The organism is Treponema sp. JC4, assembly GCF_000260795.1.
In the GTDB taxonomy this organism is placed as follows: Bacteria; Spirochaetota; Spirochaetia; order Treponematales; family Treponemataceae; genus Treponema_D.
Genome location: NZ_AJGU01000006.1, coordinates 1 through 16,200 on the forward strand (window position 1 = coordinate 1; position 16,200 = coordinate 16,200).

General features: G+C 42.3%; 12 protein-coding genes and 1 pseudogene. 12 read left to right on the forward strand and 1 reads right to left on the reverse strand.

Annotated elements, in window-relative coordinates:
- From MSI_RS14655 to fabG, 4 genes and pseudogenes are all read left to right on the forward strand, one after another.
- Positions 1–267, forward strand: a pseudogene (locus MSI_RS14655) (DUF3990 domain-containing protein); the annotation flags it as partial.
- Entirely contained in the window at positions 248–910 is a 663-nt protein-coding gene (locus MSI_RS04520; protein ID WP_009104160.1) for a helix-turn-helix domain-containing protein, read from the forward strand. The pseudogene MSI_RS14655 and the gene MSI_RS04520, both read left to right, overlap by 20 nt.
- Positions 911–912: 2 nt before the next feature.
- On the forward strand, positions 913–1,521 hold the full coding sequence (locus MSI_RS04525) for a hypothetical protein (RefSeq protein WP_009104162.1): 609 nt from the start codon (positions 913–915) through the stop codon (positions 1,519–1,521).
- Positions 1,522–1,644: 123 nt separating this feature from the next.
- Positions 1,645–2,397: a 3-oxoacyl-ACP reductase FabG gene (fabG, locus tag MSI_RS04530; protein WP_009104164.1), complete on the forward strand. Its 753-nt coding sequence runs from the start codon at positions 1,645–1,647 to the stop codon at positions 2,395–2,397.
- Between the two features lie 266 nt (positions 2,398–2,663).
- On the opposite strand, the gene MSI_RS13850 is transcribed toward fabG, so the two are convergent.
- On the reverse strand, positions 2,664–4,094 hold the full coding sequence (locus MSI_RS13850; RefSeq protein ID WP_009104166.1) for a diguanylate cyclase: 1,431 nt from the start codon (positions 4,092–4,094) through the stop codon (positions 2,664–2,666).
- A 154-nt stretch (positions 4,095–4,248) separates the two neighbouring features.
- Here MSI_RS13850 and MSI_RS04540 point away from each other — a divergent pair, with 154 nt between their 5' ends.
- The 8 genes from MSI_RS04540 (at position 4,249) to pgmB (ending at position 16,159) form a co-directional block, all read left to right on the forward strand.
- Entirely contained in the window at positions 4,249–5,517 is a 1,269-nt protein-coding gene (locus MSI_RS04540) for a beta-ketoacyl-ACP synthase (protein ID WP_009104168.1), read from the forward strand.
- Positions 5,518–5,827: 310 nt separating this feature from the next.
- The gene (locus MSI_RS04545; RefSeq protein WP_009104170.1) at positions 5,828–6,241 is read left to right on the forward strand and encodes a hypothetical protein; all 414 of its coding nucleotides are present in this window, start codon (positions 5,828–5,830) and stop codon (positions 6,239–6,241) included.
- Between the two features lie 276 nt (positions 6,242–6,517).
- Positions 6,518–7,525 (forward strand): LacI family DNA-binding transcriptional regulator, encoded by a 1,008-nt coding sequence (locus tag MSI_RS04550; protein ID WP_009104172.1) that lies wholly within the window; start codon positions 6,518–6,520, stop codon positions 7,523–7,525.
- A 70-nt stretch (positions 7,526–7,595) separates the two neighbouring features.
- Positions 7,596–8,885, forward strand: a complete 1,290-nt coding sequence (locus MSI_RS04555) for an ABC transporter substrate-binding protein (protein WP_009104174.1) — start codon at positions 7,596–7,598, stop codon at positions 8,883–8,885.
- A gap of 278 nt (positions 8,886–9,163) precedes the next feature.
- Positions 9,164–10,228 (forward strand): carbohydrate ABC transporter permease, encoded by a 1,065-nt coding sequence (locus MSI_RS04560; RefSeq protein WP_009104176.1) that lies wholly within the window; start codon positions 9,164–9,166, stop codon positions 10,226–10,228.
- Positions 10,225–11,148 carry a carbohydrate ABC transporter permease gene (locus MSI_RS04565; protein WP_009104178.1) on the forward strand — a complete coding sequence of 308 codons (924 nt, stop codon included), beginning with the start codon at positions 10,225–10,227 and terminating at the stop codon, positions 11,146–11,148. Before MSI_RS04560 ends, MSI_RS04565 begins: the two co-directional genes overlap by 4 nt.
- Before the next feature lie 24 nt (positions 11,149–11,172).
- On the forward strand, positions 11,173–12,981 hold the full coding sequence (locus MSI_RS04570; protein WP_009104180.1) for an amylosucrase: 1,809 nt from the start codon (positions 11,173–11,175) through the stop codon (positions 12,979–12,981).
- A gap of 181 nt (positions 12,982–13,162) precedes the next feature.
- On the forward strand, positions 13,163–16,159 hold the full coding sequence (gene pgmB, locus MSI_RS04575; protein ID WP_009104182.1) for a beta-phosphoglucomutase: 2,997 nt from the start codon (positions 13,163–13,165) through the stop codon (positions 16,157–16,159).
- Positions 16,160–16,200 lie beyond the last annotated feature (41 nt).

Here is a 16,200-nt window from a genome sequence, read left to right on the forward strand (position 1 = left end):
ATTTCTTATGCTCAGTTACAGAATGCTATGAAGCTGGGGAAACTTGGCGAGCAGATAATGTTAAAAAGTGAAAAGGCTTTTGAAAGAATCTCTTTTAAGGGCTATGAACTTGCGGAAGGAAAGAAATATTTTCCGCTGCGTAAAAAACGCATGGAAGAGGCAAAAAAAGAATATATTGCATCACTTGAAAACTCGGATATTTCCGGGCTTTTTATCCGTGACATAATTTTGCAGGAGGTAAAACCAGATGATTCACGCTTACAATAAGTATTTTCTTTCTGATGTTCAGAATAATCTTGGATTTGCCTGCCATTTTGCGGTAAATGATTGTGGTCTTGGGGCAGATAATTTTTATGATTTTTTTCTGGCTTCTAAGGTTGCAGCTGGAATAGAAGAAGGTTCTCCTCTTTTTGTTTGCGGCTGCTCTGGAACGGAACTGGCTCTTACAATTTTTGACCGTATTGGTTTTGAGCCAAAAGTTACTTCCAATGATGATTCAATTTTATATTCACGAACTCAGGAGTATTGGGCAGGCTGGATTCTTGCTTACTATCAGTGGAATACGGGATTAAGCTTTTCTAAAATCCGCGATAATATAAAATTCAGTCGGATTGTGCAGATGTATCATCCTCTTCACGAAGCGCCGGAAGAAAAATTTCTTGAAGTTATGAACAATATAATTGCAAGAAATTCAGCAAAAAAGGGAACTAATCTTCATCGTTTACGAAAAGAGGCGGGACTTACACAAAAAGAGCTTTCTGAACTTTCTGGTGTGAACTTAAGAACCCTTCAGCAATATGAAATTGGGGCAAAAGATATAAATAAGGCGAGCGGGCAGGCAATAAATGCTCTGGCTCTGGCTTTGCGTTGTAATTTTTATGATGTAATGGAATTGGATTTGGAGAACTAACGATGATTTACTCAAAATTTGAGGACAAAAATATCTCCCACATACTGGATCTTGTTGCGCCGGACTGGTCGCCGCCGGATGCTGATATGGCTTTTAAGCGTTTTTATGCGGAATATACGGTAAGGCATAATATCTGGGATTCGATTTATTCGCTTCAGGCTACGGACGAGGACGGACGTTTTCTGGCTGCCTGTTTTGCGGCGCCTGCTAATGCAACTGAAGGGCTGGAAAAGGCTGATAAATGGGTTTTAGAGCAGACTGACGGCGGGAAAAATCTTACTGAAGAAATGAAAACTTCCTTTAAGATTTCTAAATCTTATCTTGGCATGATGGATGATAAAACTTCGGCTTTTATGAAGGAAGGGGATATTAAGCTGGTACTTTTTGTCAGCTGTCAGAAGGGCGCGGGATTTCCGCTTTTGGAAAAGTTTAAGGAAGAACTGAAAGAGCGTGGCTACAAGAATATGTATCTCTGGACCGACCATGATTGCAACTACGACTGGTACTTCCGCAGGGGATATGAGCTCGTAGAAAAGGGCTTGTATGAACCATTTTCTAGTCCGAACGAGCCATATTACACTTTTGTATTCAGACAGAAACTGTTAGAATAGGTTAGGGATTGTAGCCGCGCGAAGCGTACTTAGCAACCATAGGGCGCGAAGTATGAAGCGATAGCGGAACGGCGGAAAGCCCGACCCGAGCGAAGCGAGGGGAACCTCCAAGGAGAATATTTTATGGAAAACGTAAATGCAGACAAAAAAGTTCTGGTAACTGGTGCATCGGGCGGAATTGGACGTGCGATTGCTGTTGAGGCTGCTAAGGCCGGATATTATGTAATTTGTCATTACAACGGAAGCAAGGGGAAGGCTGAGGAAACTTTGGCTCAGATTCAGGCTGCCGGCGGACAGGGCGAACTTATTCAGTTTGATGTTTCTAACCGCGATGACTGTAAAGCAAAGCTTGATGATTTGACTGCACGCCACGGAATTTTGTGGGGTGTTGTAAATAATGCGGGAATTACCCGTGATAATACTTTTGCTGCACTCAGCGGTGAAGACTGGGACAAGGTTATTCACACAAACCTGGACAGCTTCTATAACGTTTTGAATCCGCTGATTCTGCCAATGGCTAGCCGCAAAAACAAGCGCGGTGGACGTATTATTACTGTTTCTTCTGTAAGCGGTGTAAACGGAAACCGTGGTCAGACTAACTATTCTGCTGCAAAAGCCGGAATTATTGGTGCAACTAAGGCTCTGGCTGTTGAACTTGCCCGCCGCAATATTACCTGTAACGCAATTGCGCCTGGTGTAATTGAAACTGAAATGACTAAGGCAATTGATCCTGCGGTTTACGAAATGATTATGGGAACTATTCCTATGAACCGCGCAGGAAAGCCGGAAGAAATTGCCAGCGCTGCAGTATTCCTTCTCAGCGAAGGTGCCGGATACATTACTCGCCAGACATTAGTTATTGATGGTGGTATGTAGCGATAATCGAAAATCCGTTAAAAAACGAGCTGCGACAGCGGGTCGTTTTAGGATTATCGATAGAACGCTTCGCCATGCGACTAGCGCATGGCGTGATAATCGAAAATCCGTTAAAAAATGAGCTGCGACAGCGGGTCATTTTAGCTTCTACATGAAAATCATCTCGCTGGCCGACTATGCGGCCAGCGCACATTTTACCTTCGCGTCAGTTTTTACATAATTCCTCTTTCTAATAATCTGTCCTATAATAATTCTGCATCTTCGACTTAATCTCTTACCCCGTGCATCGCAATCTTATTGTCGTACATAATCTTATCGGCTTTTTTGAAGACGTCTTCGGCGTTTGTGTCGGTGTCGGAATTAAAAACTGCCATTCCTGCAGCAGCAGAAAACTTGAGCCAGGGCTCTTTTCCTTCGTAGAGACTTTCATTTCCGAATAATTCAGTTAGATTTTGGAAAAGCTTATCGCGTTCATCATAATCGCGGCGCTCAAGAACAACAACAAATTCATCACCACCGATTCTGAAAACAGGCGAATGCTGGTAAATATCACAGATAATAGCGCAGGAACCTGTAAGATAGTCGTTTCCGCGTTCGTGACCGTAGGTATCGTTTAATTTTTTTAAGTGATTCAAATCTATCATAACAATTGCAAAGCGGGCGGTTTCTCCCTTAATTTTTGCATTCAGAGTTTCCACATATTTATCGTAGGCGGTTTTGTTTTTTACATGGGTAAGTGAATCCTGATGAGCAAGAACATTGAGTTTTGTAACGTTTTCTTTAAGGTCGGTAACTTTATTTTCTGCAGCAACCAGGTTTTCGGCATAGTTTTTGATATCAGAAGTCATTTTTGTGACAGCATTAGAGAGGAATTCGACTTCATTATTTGTATGAATGTCGGGCTTGTTATAAATCAATTCACTCGGATTTGCCTGATTATGACTTTTCTGGGCGAATTCAGAAACGCTTTTTTCCAGTTTTTCTACTGGTTCTACAATGTAAACCTGACCCCATGTGATGAAGGAATAACAGAAAACAAAACCGCAGATGATAATCAAAATCAAAATAAGCCTTGTATGATTTTTAATAGAATTTTTTATGTCGTTTACAGACATATCTACACATAAAAAGGCAAATACTTCTCCATCAGAATCTAAAAGCGGTTTGTAAGCGGTATAATAAGAGCCATATTTTGCATGGTTTCTTTCCATATAGAATTCTATTCCCTTAGGATGTTTTTTTGACCAGATCAGTTCTATTATCATCGCCCGTGAAAAAGTGGAATAGAAAATATCTCCAATATGATAAATCTTATCATGATTATCCCGGGGTCTAGTTTTTGAAATTCCGTTTATAATGCACATGGCATTTTTAGTGGAATCAGCATTTAATGGATTAATAATATAAATGTTATCAATGTTGGAATTATTCTGGATATTTCTAATATGATTATATAATTCATTGAATTTTTCTGATTGTGTAAGGGTTCGGGTACATTCTGCCAGATCATCAATATCTATTTTTTGTTCAACAAAGTTTATGATTTCTGTAAGATAAATTTGATTGCGGGCATTCATATTTCTTTGAAAAGCTTCATAATTTACAAAAGTGACAATAGCCCCCAGAATGATGACGAAAAAAATACATCTGGCGGTAATGCTTTTCTTAAGAGGACTGGATTTTATTACAGTATCCATGCTTTTATTATAACTTAGATTTAAAATAACGCTATTTTTATTTGCAACGGACAGAAAAATATGGAAATTTTTCTGTCCGTTGCATTTTATAGTAAATTTGTGTAAATTTGGGATAATACACTTATTTCGTAAATTTTTTTTAGAAGGAATAGATATGAATTTTACAAAACCTAATGGAAAAAGACGTGTTGTTATTACTGGCGGCAGTATGATTTCTGGTCTTGGACGTGACTGGGAAACTGCTTATGCAAACCTGAAGGCTGGAAAAAATAAAATCAGATATATGCCTGAATGGGAACGTTTTACAAAGATGAACACTCGTCTGGCTTGTCCTTATGACGGAGAGTTGCCATCATTTCCACGCAAGAAGATTCGTGGTATGGGCCGTGTTGCTCTTCTTTCTCTTGTAACTACCAGCGAAGCTTTGAAGGATGCCGGACTTTTGACTGAAGACGGTGAAGATGTTATTGAAGAATTGAAAAACGGACGCACTGGTATTGCCTACGGAACCTGTATGGGAAGTATGGATGCCATTGGTGACCTTGCAGAAATGATGAGAACTGGAGATTCTTCTCACTTGAACAGCCAGACTTACATCAAAGCTATGCCACAGACTAACGCATGTAACCTTTCGGTTTACTATCAGATTCGTGGTCGTGTAATTGTAACTGATACTGCTTGTACTTCTGGTTCACAGTCAATCGGTTATGCTTACGAAGCAATTGAAGATGGACGCCAGGACATTATGATTGCCGGTGGTGCAGAGGAACTTTCTGCTCCAGACGCTGCAATTTTTGATACTCTTGGTGCTACATCTTGTATGAACAAAACTCCTGAGCAGACTCCAAAATGCTGGGATAAAGACCGCGACGGTCTTGTAATTGGTGAAGGTTCTGGTACTTTGATTTTGGAAGACCTTGAACATGCTGTAAAACGCGGTGCTAAAATCTATGCTGAAATTGCTGGATTTGGTACAAACATGGACGGAACTCACATCACAAGCCCTAATGCTGAAACTCAGGCATTTGCTTTGCAGATGGCTCTGGATGATGCAGGAATTACTGCTGATCAGATTGCATACGTAAACGCTCACGGAACAGGTACTCACCACGGTGATATTTCTGAAAGCCAGGCTGTTTACAAGGTATTCCAGCGCGATGTTCCAATCTCTTCTACAAAATCTTATATTGGTCATATTCTTGGTGCATGTGGTGCGGTTGAAGCATGGCTTACAATCCACATGATGAACGAAGGCTGGTTCCATCCTAATTGTAACCTTGTAAACGTGGATCCTGAATGTGCGCCATTGAATTACATTACTGGCGACGGTCTTAAGGCTGATGCTGAATACGTTATGAGCAATAACTTTGCCTTTGGTGGAGTTAATACTTCTTTAGTATTTAAGAAGTGGCATAATCAGTAATAGAACGGATGAAACCATCGCAAGCATAGCTTGCTCTGAGCCTTTCTATCGATAAAGCTAAAGCAACCCTTTCGGCTTGCTTTTTAACGCTTTTTCGATTATCGGCTGGTTCCATCCAAACTGCAACCTTGTAAACGTTGATCCAGAATGTGCTCCATTGAACTACATTTAATTTGAAAGAAGCGCGGGAATTAAAGCCCGCGCTTTTTTTATAACTGAACTGTTGTTAGGAAAAAAGCACCGCGACCGGGAGCTTTTTTTATTTGACAACTGCCTTTGTTTATTAGTAACTTATTAACAGGAGTTCGCTATGGCAGATATGCAGGTTTTAGATGCAATAAATTTAACAAATCAGATTCTTGAATACGTTGAGATGGCCGAGCGTTCTCTTTCCAGCGCGCGGAACTGGGGCTTTTTTGATGTGCTGGGCGGCGGTTTTATTGTTGATATGATAAAGCACCACAAGCTGGGTAAGGCCCGTGACGCAATGGACAGCGTAAATTACCTTATGCAGCGCCTTCAGCAGGTGTTGGGAAGCATTCAGCTGCCGGCAGATTACCGCATGCAGATTGGTGATTTTGCTACTTTTGCGGATTTCTTTTTTGACGGGGTATTTGCAGATGTTTACATGGTCAGCAAAATCATGCAGAGTCTGGACGAAGTAAGAAGGCTGAAAAACAAGCTTTACGACTTAAAAGCAAGACTGGAAATATCAGATAATTAAGGAAGGCGTTCTCTTAGGAGAGCGCTTTTTTTATGTCCAGGGGCACTACGCCCGAGGCTGGAGGGTGGCGAAGCCAGTCTTGCAAAGCAAGACCAAGCGTAGCGGCGCCCGGAAGGCGAGTAGGAAGTTAGTCTGGCGCCATATTTCTAAGAAATTCATAAAATTTTCAAAAATTCGTAAAAATAAATTTGACAAAGATTGAATTCGGGTTAAAATGAAATCAATAACATGAAAGCGGTTTCAGAGACAGTTTTCAGTGTTTTGAGGTTTTAGAAAGTGATTCAGTCGAGCCAGGTTACAATTTATGATGTCGCAGAAAAAGCGGGGGTTAGTCCTGCTACGGTTAGCCGTGTTCTGAATGCGCCGGAAAAAGTTGGCGAAAAGAAACGACAGCTGGTTCTTGATGTGATAAAAGAATTGAATTTCGTACCTAAAGCTGACGCTGTAATCAATGCGCGAAAAACCTACAAAAAAATCGCAGTAATTGCGCCGTTTTTTACTCAGCCGTCGTTTATGCAGCGGCTTCGTGGTGTTGCGGAGGTTCTTGCCCCTGAACACTACGAGCTTGTTATTTATTCTATTGGTACTGCGGTTGATTTGAACAATTACGTTACCAGCCTTGTTGTGCAGAAACGTGTGGACGGCCTGATTCTTTTCTGTGTTCAGATTAACGAGCAGATGCAGGAAATGCTTAAAAATGCGGGTTTCCCGGTTTGTTTTGTTGAGCAGGTTTATGACGATTTTGACTGCATTGTAATCGATAACAAAAAGGGCGGTAAGACAGCTGCTGAGTATTTTTACAATCTTGGCTGCCGAAATCCTGGTTTTATTGGTGAAAAATCTTATCTTGATTATTCGGTTCCTGCTACTGAAGACCGCCTTGCAGGTTTCAAAAAATATTTTGCTTCTAAGGGAATTGATATTGCGCCTCAGAATATCTGGCTTGGTGAATTTGCTGAAGACAAGCTGGATGTTGGAATTAATGCATATTTGAATCAGATGGAAGACCTGGACTGTGTTTTCTGTTCCAGCGATTTGATTGCTACCAGATTTTTTTATCTTGCCCGCCAGAAGGGAATTAAATGTCCTGAAAAGTTGAAAATCCTTGGTTTTGATGACATTGATATTTCGCAGTATGTAGGATTGAGTTCAATTGATCAGCATCTGGAGGAATCGGGCAGACAGGCGGCTCAGCAGATTCTGGAGCGCATTGCGAATCCGGAAAAGTCTACCATTTCGATTAAATTACCGCTTCACGTGGTGGAGAGGAATACAACTTGTTAGTGAATGAACAGAGGAAGGCTGTTCTTTACATATTAAAAAATATATCCGCAAGATTTTAGGAGGTCGGATTATGAAAAAATTAGCCCTTGCAGGTTTATGTGGCGCTGCTTTGCTGGCATCTTTTATGGGATGTTCTAAGAAAGCAGGTTCAAGTGCAAAAGCAGCAGACAAGACTATTCTTGTTTTTGGTGCATTCCGTGGTGAGGAACAGGCTCGCTTTGAAGAAATTGTAAAACTCTTCAATCAGAAACACCCAGAGTACAATGTAGTTTACGAAGGAAGCCCTGAGTTCGAAACACAGATTCAGGTTCAGGCAGAAGCTGGTACTCCACCTGATATCGCTGCTCTCCCACAGCCAGGTATGATGAAGAACTTTGCTGCAAAAGGTTATATTAAACCGCTCGGAACAAACGTAGTTAAGGCTATTGAAAATAACTATGCTCCAGTTTGGAAGGAACTCGGTTCTGCTGATGATGGAAAAACTTATGGTGTTTTCCACCGTGTAAATGCTAAGAGCTTTGTCTGGTACAACAAGCCATACTGGGAATCAAAAGGATATACTGCTCCAAATAACTGGCAGGAACTCAAAGCTTTGATGGAAAAAATGGTTGCTAATGGAGATACTCCATGGACAATTGGTTTTGAATCTGGTGCTGCTTCTGGTTGGCCTGGAACAGACTGGCTTGAAAACATGATGCTCCGTACTGCAGGTCCTGATGTATATGACAAATGGGTAAATCATCAGATTGCATTCAACGATCCAGCTGTAAAGAAGGCTTTGGATACTTGTGGAGAAATTTGGCTCAACAACAAATATGTTTACGGTGGTTCAACAAACATCCTTACAAGCAACTATGGTGATTCTGTAAAACCTATCTATGAAAACCCTCCAAAAGCTATGATGAACATGCAGGGTAACTTCATTACTGGATTTATGCAGGAAGATGTTCAGGCTGATCTTGAAAACCGTGTTGGATTGTTCGCTCTTCCAGCTGTTGATTCAAAATGGGGAACACCAGTTCTTGGTGGTGGTGACCAGTTCGTTAAATTCAGCGAGAAAGCCGGTGTAGATGAATTCCTTGAATTCCTTACAACTTGGGAAGCTTGTGCTCCTTGGGCAAGAATTGGTGGTGCTTTGTTCCCACACAAAACACAGAACTTTGATGATTATGGTAACAGCCTTGAACGCGAAATCGCTAAGATTTTGGTTAATGCTACTGTATTCCGCTTCGACGCATCTGACTTGATGCCAGCTGAAGTTGGTGCAGGTACATTCTGGACAGGAATGGTTAACTACGTTTCTGGTGCAGAAAACGCTGCTACATGTCTTAAGAACATTGAAGAAAGCTGGCCAAACTAAGTCGGTGGTCGTAAGGCTAACTAAAATTGCTAGTTGACCTAACCACCTAACACTTGAATATTTAGCTCTGCTAAATATTCAAGTGACTTTAACGCAGCCTAAAATTTGCTTTTTTGATTTAGGGTTTATTACAAACCCTAAAAACGGCGATGTCAAGGCTTTAAGCGTAAGCGTGCCTTGACACGACGTACTTCCCTGCTTGGCTGACGGTGTTATTCAAGCAGGGATTTTTTTCAAATATTTACTCGCAGTGCGCGGGTTTATTTTAGTGAGGAAGTATGACAGATAAATCTGGAATTACAAAAACCATTGGCGTTGTATGCTGCACTGCGCTTGTAATGCTGGGCGGATTTTTTGCCTTACGTGCCAATGTTTTAAATCAGCTCCTGACAACTTTTGTTGCCGTTGTATGGGGCGTTGCCAGTGTTGGACTCTTGTTTTATTCTCTGAACCTTATTGCTCAGAATTTTAATACTAAGATTTATAACAAGATTGTTCCTTATATTTTTATTGGACCTGCTGTTCTGATTATGGCATGGTATCTTCTTATTCCGACTGTACGTTCCCTGGGACTCAGTTTTATGGATAAGAAATCAGAGCATTTTGTATGGTTTGACAACTACAAATATCTTTTTACTGATAAAACAATGCTTACTTCTATCAGAAATACTGTAATCTGGCTCTTCTTCGGAACCGGATTTAGTGTTCTTGTGGGCTTGATTACTGCAATCCTTGCTGAAAGAAGTTATATTGAAAAAACTGCTAAAACTTTTATCTTCCTGCCGATGGCTATTTCAATGGTAGGCGCCGGCGTAATCTTTAAGTTTATGTATGCTTTCCGCCCGGTTGGAAGTGAGCAGATTGGTCTTTTGAACTCAATTGTTGTTACTTTGGGAGGACAGCCTCAGAACTGGCTGGGTAAAGCCCCTTGGAACAGCTTATTCCTTATTGTAATCTTCGTATGGCTTCAGACAGGTTTTGCCCTTGTTGTTCTTTCTGCCGCTTTGAAGGCCGTTCCAGAAGATATGATTGAAGCTGCCCGAATTGACGGTGCAGGCGAATTCAGAATCCTTGTTCAGATTATCATTCCTAATATCCGTTCATCACTTATCAGTGTTTCTACAACAATTTTCCTTGCAGCCCTTAAGTGTTTCGATATCGTATTCTCTATGACAAACGGTTTGTACGGAACAGAAGTTCTTGCTTCTCAGCAGTACAAACAGATGTTCAAATTCCTGCATTACGGACGCGGTTCGGCTATCGCTATTTTGATTTTGATTGCCGTAAGCCCTGTAATTTACTATAACCTCAAGGAATTCAAGGATAAGGAGGTATTCAAATGATGAAGGATAAGGAAACTAAAATATCATTAAATGGAATTATAATTACATCTGTTCTTGTTTTGATTTGTCTGATGTGGACTATTCCTACAATCGGAATTTTCATTACATCTTTCAGAACTGCAGATGCTACAAACTCAACTGGCTGGTGGAAGGCTTTTTCTACCCTCAAGCAGTTTACTTTGGATAACTATAACCAGGTTCTTCTTGGACAGCGCTACAGCGTAGGAAATGCAGGCGGCGGTACAAGCGCAATCCGTGGTGCTACAATGCTCAGCGCCTTCCTTTCTTCAATTACAGTAACTGTTCCTGCCGTAATCATCCCGATTTTTATTGCTGCTGCAGCTGCTTACGGTTTTGCATGGCTTAACTTCAAGGGACGTGGAGTTCTTCTTGCAATGATTATCGCTTTGCTGGTAGTTCCTCTTCAGATTTCTTTGATTCCTATTCTGCGCGATTACAATAAGATCGGTTTGAACGGTTCTTACCTGGGTATCTGGCTGGCACATGCGGGTTTTGGTCTTCCTCTGGCTACTTACATGATGTTCAACTATATTTCCAGCCTGCCTCGTTCTATTCTTGAATCGGCATTTATTGATGGTGCAAGTCACTTTACAACATTTGTCCGCCTGATTCTGCCGCTTTCTGTACCTGCAATTGCTTCATTCGCAATTTTCCAGTTCATCTGGGTTTGGAATGATATGCTTGTTGCCCTGGTATTCCTTAGTGGTGCCCGCGGTGGAGCCGGTCAGACTCTTGAAGTTGTAACTGTACGCCTTATGAACATGGCCGGAACACGAGGTACAGACTGGCATCTTCTTACTGCCGGTGCTTTCGTTTCTTTGATTCTTCCACTTTGTGTATTCTTGGGATTGCAGAAATTCTTTGTACGCGGACTTTTGGCTGGATCTGTAAAAGGTTAATAAGACACAAGAAAAGGGTTTTATATGTATAACACTCAATTTGAACAAAATATGGCAAATCTGACAGAGCTGCTTTTTAGCCTGTACGGAAAACGCTGGGATTTTTATCAGATTTTGAATCGTCTGGAAAAAATCATGTCAGACGCAAACAAAGCTCGTGATAAGTCTCTTTTAAGGCTTGATAAAGAAGCAGCGGACGGAAAAAATCTCTGGTATCAGAGCGAAAAAACAGTGGGAATGATGCTCTATGTTGATCTCTTTGCTGGAAATTTACGTGCGCTTGTAGAAAAAATCCCGTATTTTGAAGAGCTGGGTGTTAATTATGTGCACCTTATGCCGCTTTTTGACTGCCCTAAGGGAGAAAATGATGGTGGTTATGCCATTTCTTCTTACCGCAAGGTTCAGCCTCGACTTGGAACAATTGAAGATTTGAAATTTGTAGCAGAAGAATTCCACAAAAAAGGAATCCGTCTGGTATTGGATTTTGTCTTCAATCACACAAGTGATGAGCATGAATGGGCACTTAAAGCTAAAAAAGGTGAAGAAAAGTACATGAATTATTATTACATGTACAAGGATAAGGCTGAAGTTGACGACTGGAACCGCAATTTACGCGAGATTTTCCCAACCGTGCGCCGAGGCTCTTTTACTTATCTTGAAAAACAGGATATCTGGGTGTGGACAACCTTCAATTCCTTCCAGTGGGATTTGAACTATTCCAACCCGGAAGTTTTCCTTGCCATGTGCGAGGAAATGCTTGCAATTGCTAATCTTGGTGTAGATGTACTTCGTCTTGATGCTCTTGCCTTTGTTTGGAAGGAAAAGGGTACAGTTTGCGAAAGTCTTCCAAAGGCCCATACCCTTATTAAGGCTTTCCAGTATGTAGCACGCATTGCCTGTCCTTCTCTTGTTTTCAAGAGCGAAGCGATTGTTCATCCAGACCAGGTTGTTCAGTATATTCACAAAGATGAATGTGCACTGAGCTATAATCCGCTGCAGATGGCACTTTTGTGGTCAACGGTTGCTACCCGCGACACACGTTTATTAAATCTTTCTCTAAAAAAACGCTGGTATATTCCGGGCGATTGTACCTGGGTAAATTATATCCGCTGTCATGATGATATTGGCTGGACTTTCAGTGATGAAGATTCTTCCAGCCTTGGAATTAATGGTTTTGCCCACCGTCAGTTCTTAAATCGTTTCTTCACAGGCCGCTACGAGGGAACTTTTGCGGCAGGTGAGCCTTTCCAGCTTAACCCTACAACGGGTGACTGCCGAATCTGCGGTACAATGGCAAGTCTGGCAGGTCTTGAACAGGCTGAAACCTTCAATAATGAACTTCTGGAAAAGATGGCAGTTGCACGTCTTAAGATGATGTATGCCTTCCTCTTTGCGCTTCCTGGTATTCCGCTTTTGTATGCAAATGATGAAAAGGCAGTTTTCAACGACTATTCTTACCGTGAACGCGATGAACAAAAGGAAGATTCCCGCTGGGTTCACCGAATTAAAACTGATTGGAAGGCAAAGCTGCTTGCTCCTCAGAAAGAAGTAAATGAATTCCTGAAGAAGGTGATTAAACTTCGTAAGCAGGAAAAAATGCTTGGCGGTACAGAAATTGCCTTCTACGACGTACAGGATCCTGCTGTATTTGCTTTCCGACGCGGAACAATTCATGTTGTTGTAAACTTCAGTGAACGTCCGGCAAACGTAAAAATTGATGCCTGGGCAAAAGAAAGCAAGGATTTGCTGACAGGTAAAACTTACGAAAACTATTTTTCTCAGCAGCTGGGACCTTACGAGGTACGCTGGCTAAGCGAAGATTTGTCAAAGTAAACTGTGTAAAAAGGAAGAAAGCGTATTTGAAAAACGCGTAACGGGGGTTCTGTTTCGCGAAGCATTGAACCCGATGAGGTTGATACAACGCGGAAGAATTCATACAGAGCGAAGCGGCGAGGGTTCTCGGCGGAGCGAAACATGGTTCCCCGTGAGAGCGTTTTTAGAAAAGGATTTTTTTATGATTTTTTCAACAGATAAATTTGGAAAAGACAGCGTTCAGCGTAATGAAACTCTTTTTACGCTGGGCAACGGCAATATTGGGATGCGCGGCGACACAGAAGAAAAAGCCGGCACCTTCCATAAAGGAACTTATATAAACGGATTTTTTGATAAGGAAAGCATTCTTTACGGCGAAACTGCCTACGGCTATGCAAAAAATCACGAAACAATTTTGAATCTGCCGGACGCAAAAAGAATTGAAATGCGCGTTAATGGCGCCGCATTTGCAATCGATGGAAGCAGCGGAAAATGTACATCGAATACGCTGACCACAGATTTGGAAAAAGGCCTTCTGACCCGCGAATGTGACTGGGAAAAGGGTTCTGATAAAATCCACCTGCACAGCGAGCGTCTTGTTTCTTTTAAGCACGAAAACTGCGCCGCTATCCGTTATTGCGTAAAAAATACAGGAAAAACGCCTCTGGAAGTTGAAATTGCCAGTGCGGTAGATATTACAGCCGGCAATATTCTTGCAGAAGATGACCCTAGAATCGGGGCAAAATTCCGCCATAAACCGCTGGAAATTCTTTCAAAAAATGTGGAAATTTGCGGAAATTCCAGTGAAAATGCAAAAATCACCTTTGAGGCAAAAACTGCAAAATCCGGACTTTTTTTGAGCGGAAATGTGCAGAATTTGGCAAAAATCGATGGAATTTCGCTGAAATTCGTTAAAAATGAAGGATTTTCTTTTGAAAATTCTGAAATTTTGTACGTTTTTACAAAGGCAAATTTACAGCCCGGAAAGGAAATAATTCTTGAAAAATACATCACTTACTGCTGGAAAAGCGAAGCAGACGGCGGAGACATAAATTCCCTTGCAAAGCAGGCTGAAAAGGAATGCTCGGCATTTGCAGGTGCAGGTTTTGATGCAGCCGTTACCGAACAGAAAGACTTCCTTTCTGATTTCTGGGATGTTGCAAAAATCAAAATTGAGGGCGACGAAAAAAGCGAAGAAGCGCTGCATTTCAGCCTTTTCCATCTTTTGCAGTCTGCAAGTCGTACAGGAAAAGCCAGCATTGGAGCCAAGGGACTTACAAGCGAAGGTTACGAAGGTCACTTCTTCTGGGATACAGAAAGCTATGTTTGCCCGGTATTCACATATACAGCGCCGGAAGTTGCAAAAAAGCTTCTGGAATACCGCGGCCGTATTTTGCCAAAGGCAGAAGAGCGTGCGGCAGAGCTGAACCTTAAAGGTGCCCTCTACCCATGGCGCACAATCGACGGTGAAGAAACCAGCGCCTACTACCCGGCAGGAACTGCCCAGTATCACATTAATGCGGACATCATTTTTGCCCTCAACCGTTTTTTGAATGCTCACGGAGACGACCAGGGCTTTGACCAGGCGACAGTAGAAAAAATGTGCGCTCAGACTGCCCGCATGTGGGAAAGCCTTGGCGACTTTATTCCTCACAAGGGAAATAAATTCTGCATCAACGATGTAACAGGCCCGGACGAGTACACTGCAATCGTAAACAACAACGCCTTTACAAACTTTATGGCGCGGGAAAATCTTGAAATCAGTGCGGCACGTTCCGGCAAGCAGGCAAGTGAGGCTGAAAAATCAACTTGGAAAAATATAGCAGAAAATATCTATATTCCTTTTGATAAGGAAATGGGCATTTATCCTCAGGATGACAGCTTCCTTGATAAGCCGGACTGGGATTTTGAAAATACACCAAAATCTATGTACCCGCTTTTGATGCACTATCATCCGCTGGAAATCTACCGCCACAAGGTTTTGAAGCAGCCTGATTTAGTTCTGGCACAGTTTTTGCTGAGCGGCCGTTTTACTAAGGCAGAAAAAATCCGTAACTTCAAATACTATCAGAAGTATACAACCGGCGACTCTTCGCTCTCTTATTCGATTATGGGAATTATGGCGGCAGAAACTGGTGACACGGAAAAAGCTTTTGATTACTACAATAAAACTGTCCGCATGGATATTGATGACGTAAACGGAAACAGCCGTGACGGAATCCATACTGCATGTATGGCAGGAAGCTGGATGGGAACTGTTTACGGTTTTGCAGGTTTCCGCGATTACGGTGGAGTTTTCTCTTTTGATCCTAAGCTGCCGGAATCTTGGAAGGGATTGGAATTCTCTTTAGCGATTCAGGGACATGTTCTGGATGTAAAAATCTCGCATGAGGAAGTTACATATTCGGTCAGAAAGGGCGCTGGTAAGGGCTCGGGCGATAAGACCTTGGAAGGTGGACTTCGCCACGGAAAGCTTGTTATTTACCATAGGAATGAAAAGGTTGAACTTGGAGAAGGCGACTGCGCTTCTTTCTCTCTCAAAAAGAAACTGGGTGCCGTACTTTTTGACTTGGACGGCGTGATTACGAATACCGCACCGCTTCATTATAAGGCCTGGAAAGAGATGGCTGACGCTGAGGGTCTGTGTTTTGACGAAGAAATGAACAAAATGCTGCTTGGAATCAGCCGCGAGGAAAGTCTTGAGGTGATTCTGCGTGAAAATGGAGCCAAGTGGACGGCGGAAAAGAAGGCGGAAAAATGCTTCTGGAAAAACGAGCGTTACAAGGAGCTTTTGAAGAGCCTGACACCGGCGGACATTCTGCCTGGAATTAAGGACTTGCTTGGCGAGCTGAAGGCTCACGGGGTTCCTGCGGTGCTTGCAAGTTCAAGTAAAAATGCGCCTGCCATTCTTGATGCGCTTAAAATCCGCGATTTGTTCAAGGGAATTGCTGATGCCAATCGCGTTCAGAAGGCAAAACCGGAAGCAGATATTTTCCTTGAGGCCGCTGAACTTTCGGGCGCCTGGTACACCGACTGCGTTGGCGTAGAAGATGCCGAAGCCGGAGTTGCTGCAATTAAGCGCGGCGGAATGACGGCTCTTGGAATCAGCCTGGACGGCTCGCTGAAAGAGGCGGATTTGCAGGTGGGGGAAACGAAAGCGATAACTTATGATGTACTGGAAGGGCTCATGAAAGGGTAATTTAAGGTCAAAAAGCGCGAAGGAGGAGAAGGGTTTTCAAA

What these genes read in the sequence shown, in the direction of transcription:
- fabG (WP_009104164.1), top strand. Translation starts at nt 1,645, where the DNA reads ATGGAAAACGTAAATGCAGACAAAAAAGTTCTGGTAACTGGTGCATCG.
- MSI_RS04525 (WP_009104162.1), top strand. Translation starts at nt 913, where the DNA reads ATGATTTACTCAAAATTTGAGGACAAAAATATCTCCCACATACTGGAT.
- MSI_RS04560 (WP_009104176.1), top strand. Translation starts at nt 9,164, where the DNA reads ATGACAGATAAATCTGGAATTACAAAAACCATTGGCGTTGTATGCTGC.
- MSI_RS04555 (WP_009104174.1), top strand. Translation starts at nt 7,596, where the DNA reads ATGAAAAAATTAGCCCTTGCAGGTTTATGTGGCGCTGCTTTGCTGGCA.
- MSI_RS04545 (WP_009104170.1), top strand. Translation starts at nt 5,828, where the DNA reads ATGGCAGATATGCAGGTTTTAGATGCAATAAATTTAACAAATCAGATT.
- pgmB (WP_009104182.1), top strand. Translation starts at nt 13,163, where the DNA reads ATGATTTTTTCAACAGATAAATTTGGAAAAGACAGCGTTCAGCGTAAT.
- MSI_RS04540 (WP_009104168.1), top strand. Translation starts at nt 4,249, where the DNA reads ATGAATTTTACAAAACCTAATGGAAAAAGACGTGTTGTTATTACTGGC.
- MSI_RS04565 (WP_009104178.1), top strand. Translation starts at nt 10,225, where the DNA reads ATGATGAAGGATAAGGAAACTAAAATATCATTAAATGGAATTATAATT.
- MSI_RS04520 (WP_009104160.1), top strand. Translation starts at nt 248, where the DNA reads ATGATTCACGCTTACAATAAGTATTTTCTTTCTGATGTTCAGAATAAT.
- MSI_RS13850 (WP_009104166.1), bottom strand. Translation starts at nt 4,094, where the DNA reads ATGGATACTGTAATAAAATCCAGTCCTCTTAAGAAAAGCATTACCGCC.
- MSI_RS04570 (WP_009104180.1), top strand. Translation starts at nt 11,173, where the DNA reads ATGTATAACACTCAATTTGAACAAAATATGGCAAATCTGACAGAGCTG.